Here is an 18,229-nt window from a genome sequence, read left to right as displayed (position 1 = left end):
TGACACTTTGCTTACTCAAATTTTTAAAGAACAGCCATAAATGGCAAAACTAAACGATTAAGTCTTCGCTTAGTTTTGACATTTAGATGATGGTGGAGGATGACGGGATCGAACCGACGACCCCCTGCTTGCAAAGCAGGTGCTCTCCCAGCTGAGCTAATCCCCCAACGTCCCACTAAGTCTTGTTTCTGGCTGGTGGTGGGTCTGGTAGGACTTGAACCTACGACCCCTGCGTTATCAACACAGTGCTCTAACCAGCTGAGCTACAGACCCGTGGCTTTTATTGTCAACCGATAAGTGTGGGCACTAGAGCTCCAGCATCTTTCTCTAGAAAGGAGGTGATCCAGCCGCACCTTCCGATACGGCTACCTTGTTACGACTTTACCCCAGTCATGAACCCTGCCGTGGCAGTCGCCCTCCTTGCGGTTAGGCTAACGGCTTCTGGCAAAACCCACTCCCATGGTATGACGGGCGGTGTGTACAAGACCCGGGAACGTATTCACCGCGACATTCTGATCCGCGATTACTAGCGATTCCAGCTTCACGTAGTCGAGTTGCAGACTACGATCCGGACTACGATGCATTTTCTGAGATTAGCTCCCCCTCGCGGGTTGGCAACCCTCTGTATGCACCATTGTATGACGTGTGAAGCCCTACCCATAAGGGCCATGAGGACTTGACGTCATCCCCACCTTCCTCCGGTTTGTCACCGGCAGTCTCTTTAGAGTGCTCTTGCGTAGCAACTAAAGACAAGGGTTGCGCTCGTTGCGGGACTTAACCCAACATCTCACGACACGAGCTGACGACAGCCATGCAGCACCTGTGTTCACTTTCCCTTACGGGCACCTAATGTATCTCTACTTCGTTAGTGACATGTCAAGGGTAGGTAAGGTTTTTCGCGTTGCATCGAATTAATCCACATCATCCACCGCTTGTGCGGGTCCCCGTCAATTCCTTTGAGTTTTAATCTTGCGACCGTACTCCCCAGGCGGCTGACTTCACGCGTTAGCTACGTTACTCAGGATGTAAATCCCGAACAACTAGTCAGCATCGTTTAGGGCGTGGACTACCAGGGTATCTAATCCTGTTTGCTCCCCACGCTTTCGTGCATGAGCGTCAGTGTTATCCCAGGGGGCTGCCTTCGCCATTGGTATTCCTCCACATATCTACGCATTTCACTGCTACACGTGGAATTCTACCCCCCTCTGACACACTCTAGCTATACAGTCACAGGCGCCATTCCCAGGTTAAGCCCGGGGATTTCACGCCTGTCTTGTATAACCGCCTGCGCACGCTTTACGCCCAGTAATTCCGATTAACGCTCGCACCCTACGTATTACCGCGGCTGCTGGCACGTAGTTAGCCGGTGCTTATTCTTCAGGTACCGTCATTCCCGGACTGTGTTAGAGCCGGTGTTTCTTCCCTGACAAAAGAGCTTTACAACCCGAAGGCCTTCTTCACTCACGCGGCATTGCTGGATCAGGGTTTCCCCCATTGTCCAAAATTCCCCACTGCTGCCTCCCGTAGGAGTCTGGGCCGTGTCTCAGTCCCAGTGTGGCTGATCGTCCTCTCAGACCAGCTACTGATCGTCGCCTTGGTGGGCTTTTACCCCACCAACAAGCTAATCAGGCATCGGCCGCTCTAATCGCGCGAGGTCTTTCGATCCCCCGCTTTCCCCCTCAGGGCGTATGCGGTATTAGCACAGCTTTCGCTGCGTTATCCCCCACGATAAGGTACGTTCCGATGTATTACTCACCCGTTCGCCACTCGCCACCAGGTGCAAGCACCCGTGCTGCCGTTCGACTTGCATGTGTAAGGCATGCCGCCAGCGTTCAATCTGAGCCAGGATCAAACTCTTCAGTTCAATTCCTGTGATCCTTGCGGATCGTCGCACTCATTCAAGAAATTGACTTGGTAATAAAACCAAATCTTTTTACTGTCTATGAGTACTATTTATTTACATCTGTCCCGAAGGACTTGATGCTTTCACTTAGTACCCACAATTATCGGTTGACTAATTTTTAAAGAGGGCTGACTTGTTTCGTATTTCTTAAAAACATTCAGCAGAGAGATGAGACTATATCCCACGTATTTGGGTCTGTCAACACCTTTCGTAGTCTTTTTCTTTAAAAACTCAAAGTTTTTTCTTACTTTTCAAATAAACCCATTAAAAACAATGGGATAGAGATTGAAAAAAATTTTGAACTTTTTTTCAAAATTTACGTATTTTGATGCATAGGGCATAAAAAAATGGCGGTAAACCCGCAGTTTTTAGCCATCCATTCGTTCTCACCCCAGAAATTACATAAACCTAGGGAAAACCCTGAATATTTTAGTGATTTCTGCTAAGATACTGCAATGCACCATAAATTAGCGACCAATCACTTACCTAGCAAGCCATATACGGCAGGCTCAGTTGTTCCTGTTCGTGAATTACATGCTGGACACAAGTGTGAGATATTGCGTCATCTTTTACTTCTAAGTGAAGAGGATCGCCGTCTACGCTTTGGCACTCAAACGCCTGATGAGGTTATTCATCATTATGTAGATGGGCTAGATTTCAATAGGGATACCGTTTTTGGTAGCTTTGATTCAGGGCTAAACCTGATTGGCATGGCGCATTTGGCCTATTTACCAAAGATCAAAGATCAGCCACGGGCCGCAGAGTTTGGTGTGTCTGTGCTCTCGACTGGGCGTGGAAAGGGCATAGGCACAGCATTGCTGGCACGCGCTTCAGTGCACTCACGCAATACTCGTATCGAAACCTTGTTTGTGCACTGCCTAGCAAATAATAGAGCCATGATGCATCTGGCTCAAAAGGCTGGAATGCGCGTTGAATATGCATATGGCGATGCAGATGCTTACTTGAAATTACCGCCCGCAAATCCCGGCACAATTGTTGAAGAAGCTGCCAATGAGCAATGGGCTGACTTTGACTATGCGCTGAAAGAAAATTTCAAGCGCTCAAATGATGCGTGGTCCTGGTTTCTAGGCAAACCTCTAGTTCGCCCAACTTAATTTGCGCTAGGCGCTCCGCGCAAAATCCAGCCTGTCAATAAAGATACATCGGCATCGCTTAACTTCGCATTTGCTGGCATAGGCACAACACCCCAAGATCCAGAGCCACCTTTAATAATTTTGTTTTTTAAAAACACTGTTGCCCCAGGGTCATTCGCATATTTTTTTGCAATCGCCTGAAAACTTGGTCCCACAATTTTTTTATCTTTTGCATGGCACCCTAAGCAAGCACTTTGTTTTGCAAGTGCGAATGCCTTTGCATCATCCGCGGTCGCACTTGCAGAGAAAATTGAGAGGAGGGTGGCGAGCAAAAAAAATTTCACATCTGATCTCAAAAAATAATTTTTCTGACTTACTACCAAAACAACTTACTGCTTTGGAGCAGAGTTAGGCTGAGACTCATCCGCCTTGCCTTGTTTTTCTAGGCGCACTTTTTCTGCCTCAGAAATAATATCGAAATAGGCGTAAACATCTTTTACACCGTCAGCGTTGCTTGCTACTTTCTTGGCAATTGCTGCTTCATTTTGCGTCAGAATTCCCATCAAATAAACGCTACTACCTTCAGCAACAATCGCCATCGAATTGGATGGCAGCTTATCGGTAAAAATCATTTGTGTTTTGATTTTGGATTCAAGGAAAGTATCGTTCGCGCGAGCTGTATAAGAGCTATTTGGTCCAATGATCAATTCATTAAAAACGGAACGCGCATTCTTCATCGCCTTTACATAAGCACCAGCCTGGCCTTTAATATCGGCATCTTTCACCTCGCCAGTTAACAATACCTTTTGATTGAATGAGGTGACATTGATGTGCGCATCATCGCCATAACGTTTGGACAGAGCATTTCCTGCCTCCAACTCAATACCCTTATCGATTGCCTGAACTGCTGGCGTACGACGATCAGCCATAACACTCGCGCCTGCCACAACACCACCAACAGCCAACACTCCGCAACCAGATAAAAATGATGCAATCAAAAGTGCAGCAAAGAGTTTGATGGTGGGTGTATTTCGCATGTAAGAACTTTCTAATTAGTGAAACTATTAATCAAGCAATAAATGGTCTACGCCATCACATAGCGCGTGAAGTAAAACTAAATGCGTTTCTTGAATACGTGCAGTACGAGTGGAGGGTGCACATAGATGAATATCATCCGCATCCAATAGGCTTGCAATTTTTCCACCGCCATTACCAGTCAGGGCAATAATTTTGATCCCCATTTTTTTTGCAGCCTCAATAGCCTTCACTACGTTTTTTGAATTTCCTGAAGTAGAAATGCCAATTAAGATGTCGCTTTTTTTTCCAAGGCCGCGTACTTGCTTGCTAAAGATCTCGTCATAACTGTAATCGTTTCCGACTGCGGTCAAAATTGAAGTATCGGTTGTCAATGCAATCGCAGCTAACTCTTGTCGCTCTCTCTCAAAGCGACCAATCAACTCGGCAGCAAAATGTTGTGCGTCCGCAGCTGATCCGCCATTGCCGCAAGCCATCACTTTTCCACCGGCACGCAAACAGTCTGTCATAGCGACTATGCCGCGCGCAATTTGCTCTGGAAGTATTTTTTCAGCTTCTTGCTTTACTGCAATGCTGTCCAAGAAATGTTGGGATGCGCGAGCGCGAAGCCGTTCAAGGGTATCTTTATCCATCACATTATTATGCGCCAAAATAAGCACAAGATGTCTAGGCTGCCCCCGAATTCAAAAGAGACGTATGCTCTTAGCTATCGAGATCTCTTTCACAAAGATTGCCCTATGGAATTAAGCTCCTTTGACTTTTTAAAACAGCAGGATCTTCCTGCGGGAGCCCTGTATATGGTTGCCACCCCTATTGGTAATTTAGGGGATATCACCTTACGCGCGCTGCACGTCCTAAATTCCGTGGATGGTATTGCCTGTGAAGACACTAGGCATAGCGCGCCCCTGCTTCAACACTTTGGGATTCATAAAAAATGTGTCGCCCTGCATGAGCACAATGAAATTGCTGGCGCTCAAAATATTATTGAGCATCTTTCTCAAAACGAACGTTGGGCCTATGTTTCAGATGCTGGCACTCCAGGCGTTTCTGACCCAGGTGCACGCCTGGTAAATGCGGTTCAAAAAGCAGGCTTTCGAATTATCCCCATACCCGGTGCTAGCGCAGTATCTTCTGCCATCTCTGCCAGTGGCTCAGTAATGCTGCCATCGGAAGGACGCTTTCAGTTTCTCGGCTTCTGGCCCAACAAAGCAAAAGAGCGAAGCACGTTCATCAAAGACATTCGAAGTAATTCAAAGGCAAGCATTTTTTTTGAATCGCCACATCAAATCCGCGAAACGCTGATGATGATTAACAAAGAGCTGGAACCAGAACGGCAGATACTGGTGGGCAGGGAGCTTACTAAAAAATTTGAGCAACTCGTCTCACTCACTGCTGCAGATGTTCCCGCATGGCTTGATAAAGCAGAAAGCCTCAAGGGTGAATTTATTGTTTTGGTAGCTGGCCGCCAGGCTAATGCCGATGAAGCCCCAGAGCACTCCACGCTATTGGTGTGGGCAAATGCTCTAAGCCCTTATTTAGGTAGCAAGGAAATTGCCGCTGTACTCGCACAAACTCTAGGGCTGAGCAAGAAAGATGCCTACCAGGTTGCGCTTGATGCTAAAGGCCAAGCTGATGGACAATAAAAAAGCTGGCAGGTAGCCAGCTTTTTCGAATGTGCTAAAAATTATTTAGCGGCAGGGGGATTGGGAGCCTTAGGCTCTGGCAATGTACCACCAGCAGAATTTGCCAAGTAGGCTACAGCGCGGCCCAATTCATAATCACTAATATCGGCTGGACTCGCTCCACCTCTGGCTGGCATTGCACCTTTGCCTTTGACTACTGAGGTCAATAAGCCGTCATAACCCTTGCCTAGACGAGCGCTCCAAGCGGCAGTATCGCCAAACTTCGGTGCACCAGCAGCACCACTTGCATGGCATGATGCACAGACTGCCTTATATACCTGCTCACCAGTTTGCAACTCACGCGGCTTGCTAGCATCTTTAAAGTTTAATTTTGCAACGGGTTTAATCAATACCTCGGCAGATGCTTCAGCATCCGTACGCTTGCCGTTATTTACAAACACCATTAGTAACAAAATAATAATCAGTGGCACAAAAAAGCTAGCAAACACCATGATGATTAGTTGTTTAGGGGACTTAATTAGGTTGCCGTGCGCTTCGCTCATAGGACTTTTATCGTTTGACGGGTTGAAAGGTTACTTTGCCGTGATTATAACGAGACCGGGAGGGTATAGGCACTTACAATGGCGTAGTTAGCGAATTTCCTACTGGCGCCCGTAGCTCAGTGGATAGAGTATTGGCCTCCGAAGCCAAGGGTCGCAGGTTCGATTCCTGCCGGGCGCACCAAAACACGGGGGTTTTTGACCTATATCATGCGTAAATTCGTGAAAAAGGCTATCATTTGCACCTAACTTATTGATTCTTATCATGTCAAACCACATAAATCCAGCACTCTCCGAACCATCTATGGCCAATCCTTTGGCCCCTGATCTTCCATTGCCGCATCGTAAAGTCATCCGCAGCTGGCTAATCCCAATGGCTGAAGGGCAAACAGCAAAGGCAATCGCGCTTCTGGTTTTGGACGCAGCTTTGTGGCTGGGCTGTATTGCTGGGACTATTTTTGTTGAAAGCATTCTGATCAAGATCATCTTGGGCTTAGTTGCTGGCTTCGTTACTGGTCGAATCTTCATTTTGGGTCATGATGCCTGCCACCAAAGCTACACACCACACCGCGAACTCAATAAAGTCTTGGGTCGTATTGCATTCTTGCCGTCCTTAACCCCATATAGCTTATGGGATGTAGGCCACAACGTGGTTCACCACGGGCAAACCAACCTTAAGGGCTTTGACTTCGTCTGGGCCCCTCTATCAAAAGCCGAATTTGATGCTCTGCCTGCATGGCGCAAAGCGCTAGAGCGTCTTTACCGTAGCGGCTGGGGTCCAGTTTTCTATTACCTGATTGAAATCTGGTGGAGACGCGAGTACTTCCCAAATGCTAAAAACAAGCCAGGCGATCGTCCAATTTTCCTGAAGGACAACCTGTTGGTGACTGGTTTTGCCATAGTTTGGATTGCTTGCCTCATTGCTGGCGCCCTTGCCACCGGTCAATCAGTTTGGCTTGGCCTGATCACCGGCTTTGCTATTCCCTTCTTATTCTGGAACGGGATGATCGGCTTTGTGGTTTATGTTCACCATACCCATCCAAAAGTTTCTTGGTATGACAAGAAATCCGAGTGGTTGCGTGCCCAGCCTTTTGTGTCCACTACAGTTCATCTGACCTTTAACTGGGTTTGGGGCTCTTTGATGCACCATATCATGGAGCACACCGCCCACCACGTAGATATGAGCGTTCCCCTATATCGCCTCCAAGAAGCCCAAAATACCCTTGAAACCATCCTTCCAGAGCGTATTTTTGTTCAAAAGTTCTCTTGGGCCTGGTATTTCGATACAGCCCGAAAGTGCAAGCTGTATGACTTTGAAAATAAGGCTTGGTTAGATTTCGATGGCAATAAAACGGCTGATTCAGTCCGAGTTGTCCTGAGCCCAGCCCCAGCGGGACAAAACGGGTAAAATAGATCCTCTGTACAAGATTTGGCTTACCCGGATTGCCCATGACTACCTCGACTCCAGCTGCTACCCAAGAAACCTCACAGAGCCTTAAGTTTTGCTCTTCATGCAGTCGCGAAAAGCGCCTAGAAGGTGGCACCTGGATTCCGACAAGCAATCGGAAGCAACGTTGGATTTGCGCCAGCTGTTTATACAACCGCACGCATCGCACCGGTTCAGCAAAAGCCTAACTCTCAATTAGGCTTAACCAATTCAAGCCTGATCAATCCCCAACGTAGGGGTTCGTTTGGCGCTCTTTGCCAAATGTTGACATAGGTCCATGACCAGGAACAAACTGCACATCATCACCTAGTGGCCACAATTTTGTCTTAATGGCATTAATTAAGTCGGCATGATTACCACGCGGGAAATCTGTTCTGCCGATTGATCCAGCAAATAAAACATCGCCAACTAAAGCCAAGCGATCTTCTTTATCAAAGAACACAATATGGCCTGGCGTATGGCCCGGACAGTGCAGCACTTGCAAATCAACATTACCAACTTGTACATGATCGCCATCCTCTAACCAGCGAGTAGGCAAAAATGCTTTTGCATGCCCAAATCCAAAGCGTATAGTTTGCTCAGGCAATTGATCTAGCCAAAACTGTTCATCAATTTGTGGGCCTTCAATTGGTACGCCCAGTTGATCAGCCAAGTCCTTGGCTGCAGCACAATGATCTAGATGGCCGTGAGTTAATAATATTTTTTTAACCGTACCGCCCAGTTGTTTAACGCCATCCAAAATCTTGTCTATATCTCCACCAGGATCAACTACCGCTGCATCCCCTGTTTCTTGACAAACCAAGATTGAGCAGTTTTGCTCGAATGGAGTAACGGGCACAATTCCTAATTTGATCGGCATAAATGAGAAACGCTTAAAGTTATTAGCCACTGGTTGATTGCAAAGACGCTAGAATACATCTCACAGGATACACAATGAAAACTCAAGACACATTTAAATTTGCAGAAACGCATGAGTGGGCTAGCATCGAAGATGATGGACTAGCTTGGGTTGGCATCAGCAATCATGCCCAAGAATCTTTAGGTGATGTCATGTTTTTTCAAGCGCCAAAAGTTGGGCAGCAAGTGAAGCAAGGCCAAGCCATTGCAGCAATAGAGTCCGTTAAGGCGGTGAGTGATATTCATGCGCCTATTAGTGGCGAGATCGTTGCATTGAATGACTCAATGGATTCCAGTCCAGAGTTGGTGAACGAAAATCCTTATGCGGTTTGGCTATTTAAAATTAAGCCAACATCAACAGAATCTCTGACTGTCGATCTAAATGCCTTAATGTCTCTTGCGCAATATGAATCTGGTCCAGGCGCCTAAATACTAATAGGGTCTCGCTCTACGAGCCATCGAATGCGGGATGCCTTACTAATTCTTCCGGTGGATTCTTGGCGTAAATCTTGATCAATCATTTCAAGGGCCTCTTGTAAAGTCTTGCGATTGACTGACTCAATTAATAACTGGGCGCGCTCTGAACCAGCCACTCGCATGACCGGCTTGGGCACGGGATCATAGACCTTCAGCTCTTTTGTAATCATCCCTCGACTTTTCATGCGAGTCTTCAGTTCATTCAAAAACTGAATCGCTTTATCTAGACTTTTTCCTTCCGCATGAATGAGGGCTTGATAAGAGTAGGGCGGTAACTTTGCCTCTTCACGCTCGCTTGCAATAAATGCTAGAAATCCATCGACATCGTGTCTAAGTAAATATTGAAACACTGGTGACTCGGGGTACTGAGTCTCGATATAAATATCACCACCAGAATCAGTGCTACTGCCAGATCTACCTGCCCGACCAGCCACTTGAACTAACTGCGCAAATAATCTTTCTGCAGCTCTAAAGTCCGCTGAATATAGTCGACTGTCTGAATCTAACACTGCAACTAATCCAATATTTTGATAGTCGTGCCCCTTGGCAATCATTTGAGTGCCAACAACAATATCTACATTGCCATTATGTATTTCCTGAAAGAGTGTCTCTGCTCCCTTACTCTTTCTGCTTGAGTCTGTATCGACCCGCAGCACTTTAGCTTGCGGCCACATTTCCTCTATTGCATCTTCTAGCTTTTGCGTTCCATGACCAAGCGTTTTTAAATCGGCATTGCCACAATCTGGGCAGAACTGAGGAATGGGTTTAACTAAGCCACAATGATGGCAACTCAACACTGGTCTTTTCCCCAATGCTCCTGCCTTATGCATCACGGTGTAGGTTGAGCATTGTGTGCACTTTGACAGCCAATTGCAGGCAGAGCAACTCAGGACGGGAGCATAGCCCCGGCGATTAATCAAAATTAAGCTCTGCTTTTTTTCACCCAGAGTCTTAGTAATGGCACTTGCTAGCGTCTTACTAATAAGGCTTTTTTCCTTGGTTGCACCTATATCGCCTGGACTAAATTGATTTTGTGGATCACGCGTATTTATCAAGTGGACGCTGGGCAAGCTTGCGCCCTGGGCACGCTGATCCAGTCGAATATATTCATAGCGACCAGATTGAGCGGCAAGCCAGGTTTCTAGTGATGGTGTTGCAGAAGATAAGAGGATGGGAATTCTTTGATCATGGGCACGCCATATTGCTAAATCTCTAGCAGAGTAACGCGTTCCATCTTGTTGCTTGTAGGATGGGTCATGCTCCTCATCCACCACGATTGCTCGTAAATTTGGCATTGGCGTCAATGCTGCCAACCTTGTTCCCAAAATGATCTGTGCTTTACCAGTCATTGCCTCATACCAAGCAATCCCCCTTTTCTTTTCGCTGACTCCACTATGCAGTACAGCTATTTTTTTATCAGGAAAGTAGGCCTTAACCCGCCTTTCTAGTTGTGGTGTTAGATTAATTTCCGGCACCAGCAACAGCACCTGTGCGCTCTCATCATCCAATATGCTTGCCAGCCAATTTAGAAAAACAGCAGTCTTTCCGCTTCCAGTCTGACCTTGCAATAGGATTGCTCTAAATTGATTTTCTTTTTCTTGATTTGCTAATAATTCTTGCAGGGCATTTTTTTGGCTTGGATTTAATTGTTCTTGGCGTATCAATCCCTCCGCAATGACATCAAGCTTATTTTTGCTCTTTCTAGCTGATTCTAGTTTTTCGGGGATTTTTTCCCAGTTATCAGCCTTTTTCCACATCTGCGGGATAACTGGCAAGATAGTTTCACCAAGTGCATGAACGTAATACTGGCTTGCAAAATTCATCAGCCGCAATAATGAGGGATCGAATGCCGGAAGGGGGGCAAGGCGATCTATAGATTTGAGCTTTTCTATCTTATATTCGGAGTGATCACTCACTTTTATTACAACTCCAATTTCTTTACCCCGTGCGAAGGGTACCTCCACTACATTACCTATTTCGGGGAATTTGCCTAATTTTTCTACATCCCATAGATAGTCGAACCCCTGCGCCAGAGGCTTATCTATCACTACCTGAACAACAATGGGATGTTGGGTCATTTATTCTTATTATCCGCCGTACCCTGTGGATAAGTCTGTGGATATCATTCGCTACTTTATATTTCCATATCTATTTTATAGGAATGTACTTCTGCACAGAATTTCAGCAATTTTGCAATTAACCATATAAATCAATAATTTATATCGCTTATTAAATGTGAAAGTTGATAATTCTCTTGAATCTCGCTGTATTTAAGGTTTTGCACATTTCTGTGCATAACTTTTGCCACAAATTGGCTAAAGTTAGCAATTACTTGTGCTTATTGCTTTGCCCGAAGGGCTTTTGACTTAGAGATTACAGCCTCCGAGAGGGCTGTCACACTTTCAGGTGGCGTGAATTGGTTAATGCCATGACCCAAATTGAAAATGTGGCCATCAAGCGGATGTAAACCTGGCTTTAATGCTGGTGCACCAGCTAAGTCTATTAAAAGATCTTCGGCAGCGCTTGTAACTTGCTTTGGATCCGAGAACAAGATAAGGGGGTCCAAGTTTCCTTGCAATGCCAAGGGCTTATTGATGTTTAAAAGCTGCTTGCGGGCACGGCTTAGGCGCATCGTCCAATCAATCGCAATAACATCTGCACCTACTTGAGCCATATCATTTAACCAAATACCACCCCCCTTAGTGAACATAATTACCGGAATCTTGCGACCCCCATGTTCACGCGGTAGTAGTGCAATCACTTTTTGCATCGCCGCCAAAGACATGCGCTGATACCAACCGTCAGGAAGTAAACCTCCCCAGGTATCAAAAATCATTAGAGCTTGTGCGCCAGCCTTTACTTGCTCAATTAAATAAGCAGCTACTGACTGCACATTAATTTCAAGAATGTGTTCCAGCAAATCTGGCCGGCTAAACATCATGGTTTTGGCATGTCGGAAATCATCAGAACCAGAACCATCAATCATGTAGCAAGCCAATGTCCAAGGGCTTCCAGAAAAACCAATTAATGGGACGCGCTGCTTGCCATCCCGGATCAATGCTTTACGAATTTCTGAAACTGCATCGAATACATACTGGAGCTGACCCATGTCAGCCACGCGTAATTTTTTTACTGCCTCTTCCGTTCGAAGGGGGTGCTCAAAACTCGGACCTTCACCTGCAGTAAATTTCAAGCCCAATCCCATTGCATCAGGAATAGTCAAAATATCAGAAAATAAAATTGCTGCATCCAGTGGATAACGATCCAATGGTTGGAGGGTTACTTCGGTGGCATATGCGGGATTTTTTGCGAGGCCGAGAAAACTTCCAGCTCGAGAGCGCGTAGCGTTGTACTCGGGAAGATAACGGCCCGCTTGGCGCATCAGCCAAAGCGGTGTTTGATCAACCGCTTCGCCCAAGCAGGCTTTTAAAAACCGATCATTTAAAAGCAAAGAGATGACTGGCTCTTACTTTTTGCGACGGAAACGAGCAATTGCTGCAAGCTGTGCTGCTGCCATTGCAAACTCAGATTGAGCCAATGCCAAATCAAAGTCGGTGCCACGATTTTGCATAGCTTCTTCAGCACGCTTCTTGGCTTCGTTAGCTTTAGCTTCATCTAAATCATGGCCACGAATAGCAGTATCTGCCAATACAGTGACATGATCAGGCTGAACTTCTAAATAGCCGCCCGCAACGAATACAAACTCTTCATCACCATCAGCTTTTTCAATACGAACTGAGCCTGGACGAATGCGTGTAATCAAAGGAGTGTGGCCGCGCAAAATACCGAGCTCGCCATTCTCACCAGGAAGCGCAACAAACTTGGCTTCACCGCTGAAAATAGATTGCTCAGCACTTACTACATCGACGCGTATGGTTGACATAATTTCCCTAGATGAGTTCGATTAAAGCTTCTTAGCTTTCTCGATGGCTTCATCAATTGAACCCACCATGTAGAACGCTTGCTCAGGCAAGTGATCCAATTCACCGCTGCAAATCATTTTGAAACCACGAATAGTTTCTTTCAATGGAACATATTTGCCTGGTGAACCAGTAAATACCTCCGCAACGTGGAAAGGCTGGGACAAGAAACGCTGAATCTTACGTGCACGTGATACGGCCAATTTGTCTTCTGGTGACAACTCATCCATACCCAAAATAGCAATAATGTCGCGCAACTCTTTGTAGCGTTGCAATGTCATCTGAACTTCACGAGCTACTTCATAGTGCTCTTGACCAACCACTTGTGGGTCGAGCTGACGGCTGGTTGAGTCCAATGGATCAACCGCTGGGTAGATACCCAAAGCAGCAATATCACGTGACAACACAACTGTGGAGTCTAGGTGTAAGAAGGTTGTTGCAGGTGACGGATCAGTCAAGTCATCCGCAGGAACGTAAACGGCCTGAATAGATGTAACAGAACCAGTCTTAGTTGAAGTAATGCGCTCTTGCAACTTACCCATTTCTTCAGCCAAAGTAGGTTGGTAACCCACAGCAGAAGGCATACGACCGAGCAACGCAGAAACTTCAGTGCCTGCGAGTGTGTAACGGTAGATGTTGTCAACGAAGAACAAAATATCACGGCCTTCATCACGGAATGCTTCAGCCATTGTCAAACCAGTCAAGGCAACGCGCAAACGGTTACCTGGAGGTTCGTTCATCTGACCAAACACCATCGCCACTTTGTCGATAACGTTAGATTCTTTCATCTCGTGGTAGAAGTCATTACCTTCACGAGTACGCTCACCAACACCGGCAAACACTGACAAACCTGAGTGTTGCTTAGCGATGTTGTTAATCAACTCCATCATGTTCACGGTCTTACCAACACCCGCACCACCGAACAAGCCAACCTTACCGCCTTTAGCAAACGGGCAAACTAAGTCAATAACCTTAATACCAGTTTCTAACAAGTCAACGGAAGGTGAGAGCTCATCAAACTTTGGTGCTGGCTGGTGAATTGCGCGACGCTCTTCAGTAGCGATTGGGCCTGCATCATCAATTGGGCGACCTAAAACGTCCATGATGCGCCCTAATGTTGCTGGACCAACAGGAACAGAAATTGGCGCACCAGTGGATTTCACTTCCATGCCACGACGCAAACCATCGCTTGCGCCCATGGCAATCGCGCGAACTACGCCGTCACCGATCTGTTGTTGCACCTCAAAGGTCAAACCTTTTTCAGCAAATGATTTTTCGCCGCTATCAACTAATGTCAACGCATCATAAATGTTTGGCATTTTGTCGCGTGGGAACTGAATGTCCACCACTGGACCGATACACTGCACGATATTTCCGTTACTCATCGCATTTCTCCGCTTTTAATTCCTGAATTCTTTCGTATTCCTAAACGCTGACCGCTTAAACCGCAGCCGCTCCGCCAACAATTTCGGACAACTCTTTAGTAATAGCAGCCTGTCGTGTTTTGTTGTACTCCAATTGCAATTCGCCGATTACATTCTTCGCATTATCTGAAGCGGCCTTCATGGAGACCATGCGTGCAGATTGTTCAGAAGCCATATTCTCGGCAACAGCTTGATAAATCATTGCCTCTACATAACGCTTGAGCAAGCCATTCAAAATCGACTCTGCGTCCGGTTCGTAGATGTAATCCCAAGAATTTCCCGTCTTCTCTTCTGGAGCTACCGCAGCAGGCTCCAAAGGTAAGAGTTTTTCTAAAACAGGCTCTTGTTTCATTGCATTAACAAAGCGTGTATATGCCAAATAAACAGCATCTATTTCACCGCGCTCAAACGCCTCCAATTGGGCAGTAATTGCACCAATCAAAACATCCATATGTGGCGTATCGCCAATCTGAATTGTTTGAGAAATGAGTTTTGCTTTTGAGCGATTTAAAAACTGAAGGCCCTTAGAACCAATGGCAGTGTATTCAATGCCAATATTGCTGCCTTCCATATCGCGCACCTGGTTTGCAATCAGACGCAATACGTTGGTATTCAAACCACCGCATAAACCTTTGTCTGTTGTAACCAAAATCGTGCCAATTTTCTTCACTTCACGAGTGACCATATAGGCAGGGCGGAACTCGGGATTTGCTTTAGAAAGATTGGCAACAATCTCACGAATTTTTTCAGCGTATGGACGCGCGTTACGCATGCGCTCTTGGGCACGACGCATCTTAGATGCGGCGACCATTTCCATTGCTTTCGTGATCTTGCGCGTGTTTTGCACGCTCTTGATCTTAGATCGTATCTCTTTTGTGCTTGCCATGATTTATGCGAGCCCTCTTAGAAAGAGGCTGAACGCTTGTAGTCCTCAATTGCAGCACGCAATGCAGCCTCGTCATCTTTGCTCAAATCTTTAGTCTCTTCAATACGACCAACTAAATCAGCGTATTTAGATTTCAAGTGATCTTGCAAACCTTTTTCGAATGGCAAAACGTTCTTTACTTCGAGGTCATCAAAGTAGCCGTTGTTAACAGCGTAGAGTGAGGCAGCCATTTCCCAAACCTGCAATGGCTTGTACTGCGCTTGCTTACACAATTCAGTAACACGACGACCGCGCTCCAACTGCTTACGAGTTGCCTCGTCAAGGTCAGAAGCAAATTGAGCAAACGCTGCCAATTCACGATACTGCGCTAAGTCGGTACGAATACCGCCAGATAATTTCTTAATAACTTTAGTTTGAGCCGCACCACCAACACGTGAAACAGAAATACCGGCGTTAATCGCAGGACGTACGCCTGCGTTAAACAAGTCGGTCTCCAAGAAGATCTGGCCGTCAGTAATCGAAATCACGTTGGTTGGAACGAATGCAGAAACGTCGCCTGCTTGAGTTTCAATAATTGGCAATGCTGTCAATGAGCCTGTCTTACCTTTTACTGATCCATTGGTGAATTTCTCAACGTAGTCAGCGCTTACGCGAGCAGCGCGCTCAAGCAGACGTGAGTGGAGATAGAACACATCGCCAGGATAAGCTTCGCGGCCTGGTGGGCGACGCAAGAGCAAAGAAATCTGACGGTATGCAACGGCCTGTTTTGTTAAGTCGTCATACACGATTAATGCATCTTCGCCACGATCGCGGAAATACTCACCCATGGTGCAACCAGCATAGGCTGAGAGGTACTGCATTGCTGCAGACTCAGATGCACTTGCTGCAACAACCACCGTGTATTCCATTGCGCCTAACTCTGTGAGCTTACGAACAACGTTAGCAATCGTAGAAGCTTTTTGACCAATCGCAACGTAAACGCAATAAACGCCTTTACCTTTTTGGTTAATGATCGCGTCCACTGCAACCGCTGTTTTACCTGTTTGACGATCGCCAATGATCAACTCGCGCTGACCGCGGCCGATAGGAACCATCGCATCAATCGCTTTCAAACCAGTTTGAACTGGCTGACTAACGGATTGACGAGCGATAACGCCTGGAGCAACTTTTTCGATAAAGTCAGTCAACTTAGTATTGATTGGGCCTTTGCCGTCAATCGGTTGGCCAAGTGCGTTTACGACGCGACCGAGCAACTCTGGACCAACTGGAACTTCCAAAATGCGGCCAGTACATTTAACTGGGTCGCCTTCTTTAATATGGGTGTACTCACCCAAGACCACAGCACCAACCGAATCACGCTCAAGGTTCAAAGCGAGACCGATTGTGTTGTTAGGGAATTCCAACATTTCGCCCTGCATAACACCAGACAAGCCATGTACGCGGCAGATACCGTCGGTCACTGAAATTACAGTGCCTTCGTTGCGAAGTTGGGAATCAACACCCATTTCGCTAATTCGGCTTTTGATCAGTTCGCTGATCTCGGAAGGGTTGAGTTGCATTACTTACTCCTGGGTCTTATTTCGTATGTTCTTAATAGGGATAACTTATGCGCCAAGACTTGCTTGCATTTGAGCCAACTGTGCCTTAACAGAACTATCCATTACCTCATCACCAACCTGAATGCGTACTCCGCCAATCAAAGATGGATCAACCTGAATAGTTGGGCGCAATTCTTTACCCCCAAAGCGCTTCTTCAAACTTGACAACAAGTCTTTTAGCGCAGGGCCCTCTAATGGGAATGCGCTAGTAATCATTACTTCTGCTGCACCTTCGCTCTGATTCTTCATTGCCTCAAATTGCTGAGCAATTTCAGGAATGGCAGATAAGCGATGGTTTTGATTTACAAGATTTAAAAAGCTCGCAAGCTTGCCGTCCAGCTTTGTCTTCACCATGCCGGAAAGCAATTTGCTTAAATCATCTGCAGATACTTTAGGATTGTTTGATAAAGCAGCAACTTCTGGCAATGCAGCAAGCTGCGCCAATTCATTTAACTGCTCTAAACAAGTGGCAAGCTCAGCAGGCTTAGCGCTTTGGAAAAGCGCTTCAGCATAAGGGCGTGCAATTGTGGCTAATTCAGCCATATCAAAGTTCTGCCTTTAGTTGATCAAGCAATGCGCCATGGGCTTTTGCATCAACTTCACGACGCAAAATTTGCTCTGCGCCTTTAACGGCCAACACTGCAACCTCAGCACGTAATACTTCACGTGCGCGAGTAACTTGTTGATCCGCATCTTGCTTGGCTTGAGAAATAATACGGGCCGCTTCCGCTTGTGCGTTAACGCGAATTTCTTCGGCGGACATTTGCGCACGTTTTTCTGCTTCAGCAACACGTTGCACACCTTCTTGGCGTGCTTTATTTAATTCTTGCTCTGCTTCATTACTTGCTAAAGCGAGCGCTTCTTTACCGCGCTCGGCAGATGCCAAGCCATCAGCAATTTTGCTTGAACGCTCATCTAGCGCCTTAACTAGCGGCGGCCACACAAAACGTGCAACAACCCACCATAAGACGAAGAAAACGATCATTTGCGCGAATAGGGTCGCGTTCAGATTCACGATATTCCTTTCAGTATTGTTGAGAACAGTAGGATGACCTGATGGTCATCCACGCCAAAACAATTACTTAATAACTGCGAGCAGTGGGTTTGCGAAAGCAAACAACATCGCAACACCAACGCCAATTAAAAACGCAGCGTCGATCAAACCAGCCAAAAGGAACATTTTGGTTTGTAATTCGTTGATCAATTCTGGTTGACGGGCAGCGCCCTCAATGAACTTACCGCCCATTAGGCCAATGCCCAAACAGGCTCCCAATGCGCCGAGGCCGATGATGAGGCCAATACCGATTGCGGTTAGTCCTTGGATGTTGGCTAAGAATGCTTGCATGTTTACTCCTAAGTATTGAAA

Annotated in this window: 19 protein-coding genes, 3 tRNA genes and 1 rRNA gene; 6 read left to right on the top strand and 17 right to left on the bottom strand. The window is 46.4% G+C overall.

Annotated elements, in window-relative coordinates:
- Positions 1–90: 90 nt before the first annotated feature.
- From FD975_RS00195 to FD975_RS00185, 3 genes are all read right to left on the bottom strand, one after another.
- Positions 91–166, bottom strand: a tRNA-Ala gene (locus FD975_RS00195).
- A 30-nt stretch (positions 167–196) separates the two neighbouring features.
- A tRNA-Ile gene (locus tag FD975_RS00190) sits at positions 197–273 on the bottom strand.
- A 58-nt stretch (positions 274–331) separates the two neighbouring features.
- Positions 332–1,864, bottom strand: a 16S ribosomal RNA gene (locus FD975_RS00185).
- A 494-nt stretch (positions 1,865–2,358) separates the two neighbouring features.
- Here FD975_RS00185 and FD975_RS00180 point away from each other — a divergent pair.
- The gene (locus FD975_RS00180; protein ID WP_215302339.1) at positions 2,359–3,018 is read left to right on the top strand and encodes a GNAT family N-acetyltransferase; all 660 of its coding nucleotides are present in this window, start codon (positions 2,359–2,361) and stop codon (positions 3,016–3,018) included.
- Here FD975_RS00180 and FD975_RS00175 read toward each other — a convergent pair.
- From FD975_RS00175 to FD975_RS00165, 3 genes are read right to left on the bottom strand one after another with little or no spacing between them, the layout of a single operon-like run.
- Positions 3,015–3,341 carry a c-type cytochrome gene (locus tag FD975_RS00175; RefSeq protein WP_215302338.1) on the bottom strand — a complete coding sequence of 109 codons (327 nt, stop codon included), beginning with the start codon at positions 3,339–3,341 and terminating at the stop codon, positions 3,015–3,017. The genes FD975_RS00180 and FD975_RS00175 overlap by 4 nt on opposite strands.
- Before the next feature lie 45 nt (positions 3,342–3,386).
- A complete protein-coding gene (locus tag FD975_RS00170) occupies positions 3,387–4,034 on the bottom strand; it encodes a BON domain-containing protein (RefSeq protein ID WP_215302337.1) in 648 nt (215 codons plus the stop codon).
- 27 nt (positions 4,035–4,061) lie between these two features.
- Entirely contained in the window at positions 4,062–4,664 is a 603-nt protein-coding gene (locus tag FD975_RS00165; protein ID WP_215302336.1) for a phosphoheptose isomerase, read from the bottom strand.
- Positions 4,665–4,769: 105 nt separating this feature from the next.
- Here FD975_RS00165 and rsmI point away from each other — a divergent pair, with 105 nt between their 5' ends.
- Positions 4,770–5,675, top strand: coding sequence for a 16S rRNA (cytidine(1402)-2'-O)-methyltransferase (rsmI, locus tag FD975_RS00160; RefSeq protein ID WP_215302335.1), 906 nt, complete (start codon positions 4,770–4,772; stop codon positions 5,673–5,675).
- Positions 5,676–5,716: 41 nt separating this feature from the next.
- Here rsmI and FD975_RS00155 read toward each other — a convergent pair whose 3' ends face one another.
- The gene (locus FD975_RS00155) at positions 5,717–6,217 is read right to left on the bottom strand and encodes a cytochrome c5 family protein (RefSeq protein WP_215302334.1); all 501 of its coding nucleotides are present in this window, start codon (positions 6,215–6,217) and stop codon (positions 5,717–5,719) included.
- Between the two features lie 105 nt (positions 6,218–6,322).
- Here FD975_RS00155 and FD975_RS00150 point away from each other — a divergent pair.
- The 3 genes from FD975_RS00150 (at position 6,323) to FD975_RS00140 (ending at position 7,849) form a co-directional block, all read left to right on the top strand.
- Positions 6,323–6,398, top strand: a tRNA-Arg gene (locus FD975_RS00150).
- 81 nt (positions 6,399–6,479) lie between these two features.
- Complete coding sequence (locus FD975_RS00145; RefSeq protein WP_371743380.1) at positions 6,480–7,622, top strand: fatty acid desaturase; 1,143 nt, start codon at positions 6,480–6,482, stop codon at positions 7,620–7,622.
- A gap of 41 nt (positions 7,623–7,663) precedes the next feature.
- Positions 7,664–7,849: a hypothetical protein gene (locus FD975_RS00140; protein ID WP_112202563.1), complete on the top strand. Its 186-nt coding sequence runs from the start codon at positions 7,664–7,666 to the stop codon at positions 7,847–7,849.
- A 32-nt stretch (positions 7,850–7,881) separates the two neighbouring features.
- Here the strand turns inward: FD975_RS00140 and FD975_RS00135 are convergent, their stop codons facing one another.
- Entirely contained in the window at positions 7,882–8,514 is a 633-nt protein-coding gene (locus tag FD975_RS00135) for an MBL fold metallo-hydrolase (RefSeq protein ID WP_215303681.1), read from the bottom strand.
- An 80-nt stretch (positions 8,515–8,594) separates the two neighbouring features.
- Here FD975_RS00135 and gcvH point away from each other — a divergent pair, with 80 nt between their 5' ends.
- Entirely contained in the window at positions 8,595–8,987 is a 393-nt protein-coding gene (gene gcvH, locus FD975_RS00130) for a glycine cleavage system protein GcvH (RefSeq protein ID WP_215302333.1), read from the top strand.
- Here the strand turns inward: gcvH and priA are convergent.
- The 9 genes from priA to atpE form a co-directional block, all read right to left on the bottom strand.
- Positions 8,984–11,113: a primosomal protein N' gene (gene priA / locus FD975_RS00125; protein ID WP_215302332.1), complete on the bottom strand. Its 2,130-nt coding sequence runs from the start codon at positions 11,111–11,113 to the stop codon at positions 8,984–8,986. The two genes, gcvH and priA, sit on opposite strands and share 4 nt — an antisense overlap.
- Before the next feature lie 260 nt (positions 11,114–11,373).
- Positions 11,374–12,492, bottom strand: a complete 1,119-nt coding sequence (gene hemE, locus FD975_RS00120; RefSeq protein WP_215303679.1) for a uroporphyrinogen decarboxylase — start codon at positions 12,490–12,492, stop codon at positions 11,374–11,376.
- Positions 12,493–12,501: 9 nt separating this feature from the next.
- A complete protein-coding gene (locus FD975_RS00115; protein WP_015420208.1) occupies positions 12,502–12,918 on the bottom strand; it encodes a F0F1 ATP synthase subunit epsilon in 417 nt (138 codons plus the stop codon).
- Positions 12,919–12,939: 21 nt separating this feature from the next.
- On the bottom strand, positions 12,940–14,340 hold the full coding sequence (atpD, locus tag FD975_RS00110; RefSeq protein ID WP_215302331.1) for a F0F1 ATP synthase subunit beta: 1,401 nt from the start codon (positions 14,338–14,340) through the stop codon (positions 12,940–12,942).
- Between the two features lie 55 nt (positions 14,341–14,395).
- Complete coding sequence (atpG, locus tag FD975_RS00105) at positions 14,396–15,265, bottom strand: F0F1 ATP synthase subunit gamma (protein ID WP_215302330.1); 870 nt, start codon at positions 15,263–15,265, stop codon at positions 14,396–14,398.
- A 17-nt stretch (positions 15,266–15,282) separates the two neighbouring features.
- Positions 15,283–16,824, bottom strand: a complete 1,542-nt coding sequence (atpA, locus tag FD975_RS00100; protein ID WP_015420205.1) for a F0F1 ATP synthase subunit alpha — start codon at positions 16,822–16,824, stop codon at positions 15,283–15,285.
- 45 nt (positions 16,825–16,869) lie between these two features.
- On the bottom strand, positions 16,870–17,406 hold the full coding sequence (locus FD975_RS00095) for a F0F1 ATP synthase subunit delta (protein WP_215302329.1): 537 nt from the start codon (positions 17,404–17,406) through the stop codon (positions 16,870–16,872).
- A 1-nt stretch (position 17,407) separates the two neighbouring features.
- Positions 17,408–17,878 (bottom strand): F0F1 ATP synthase subunit B, encoded by a 471-nt coding sequence (locus FD975_RS00090; RefSeq protein WP_215302328.1) that lies wholly within the window; start codon positions 17,876–17,878, stop codon positions 17,408–17,410.
- A gap of 63 nt (positions 17,879–17,941) precedes the next feature.
- Entirely contained in the window at positions 17,942–18,208 is a 267-nt protein-coding gene (gene atpE, locus FD975_RS00085) for a F0F1 ATP synthase subunit C (protein WP_028818346.1), read from the bottom strand.
- Positions 18,209–18,229 lie beyond the last annotated feature (21 nt).

It is taken from the genome of Polynucleobacter sp. AP-Jannik-300A-C4, from assembly GCF_018688335.1.
Classification (GTDB): Bacteria; Pseudomonadota; Gammaproteobacteria; order Burkholderiales; family Burkholderiaceae; genus Polynucleobacter.
Note: the sequence above shows the minus strand (reverse complement) of the source record. Positions and strands in the feature narration are given on the sequence as shown.

Bases quoted from the DNA above. Each gene is read 5' to 3' on its own strand.
- gcvH (WP_215302333.1), top strand. From the start codon at position 8,595: ATGAAAACTCAAGACACATTTAAATTTGCAGAAACGCATGAGTGGGCT.
- FD975_RS00140 (WP_112202563.1), top strand. From the start codon at position 7,664: ATGACTACCTCGACTCCAGCTGCTACCCAAGAAACCTCACAGAGCCTT.
- atpA (WP_015420205.1), bottom strand. From the start codon at position 16,824: ATGCAACTCAACCCTTCCGAGATCAGCGAACTGATCAAAAGCCGAATT.
- FD975_RS00180 (WP_215302339.1), top strand. From the start codon at position 2,359: ATGCACCATAAATTAGCGACCAATCACTTACCTAGCAAGCCATATACG.
- FD975_RS00145 (WP_371743380.1), top strand. From the start codon at position 6,480: ATGTCAAACCACATAAATCCAGCACTCTCCGAACCATCTATGGCCAAT.
- atpD (WP_215302331.1), bottom strand. From the start codon at position 14,340: ATGAGTAACGGAAATATCGTGCAGTGTATCGGTCCAGTGGTGGACATT.
- priA (WP_215302332.1), bottom strand. From the start codon at position 11,113: ATGACCCAACATCCCATTGTTGTTCAGGTAGTGATAGATAAGCCTCTG.
- atpE (WP_028818346.1), bottom strand. From the start codon at position 18,208: ATGCAAGCATTCTTAGCCAACATCCAAGGACTAACCGCAATCGGTATT.
- FD975_RS00115 (WP_015420208.1), bottom strand. From the start codon at position 12,918: ATGTCAACCATACGCGTCGATGTAGTAAGTGCTGAGCAATCTATTTTC.
- FD975_RS00095 (WP_215302329.1), bottom strand. From the start codon at position 17,406: ATGGCTGAATTAGCCACAATTGCACGCCCTTATGCTGAAGCGCTTTTC.
- FD975_RS00155 (WP_215302334.1), bottom strand. From the start codon at position 6,217: ATGAGCGAAGCGCACGGCAACCTAATTAAGTCCCCTAAACAACTAATC.
- FD975_RS00165 (WP_215302336.1), bottom strand. From the start codon at position 4,664: ATGGATAAAGATACCCTTGAACGGCTTCGCGCTCGCGCATCCCAACAT.
- rsmI (WP_215302335.1), top strand. From the start codon at position 4,770: ATGGAATTAAGCTCCTTTGACTTTTTAAAACAGCAGGATCTTCCTGCG.
- atpG (WP_215302330.1), bottom strand. From the start codon at position 15,265: ATGGCAAGCACAAAAGAGATACGATCTAAGATCAAGAGCGTGCAAAAC.
- FD975_RS00170 (WP_215302337.1), bottom strand. From the start codon at position 4,034: ATGCGAAATACACCCACCATCAAACTCTTTGCTGCACTTTTGATTGCA.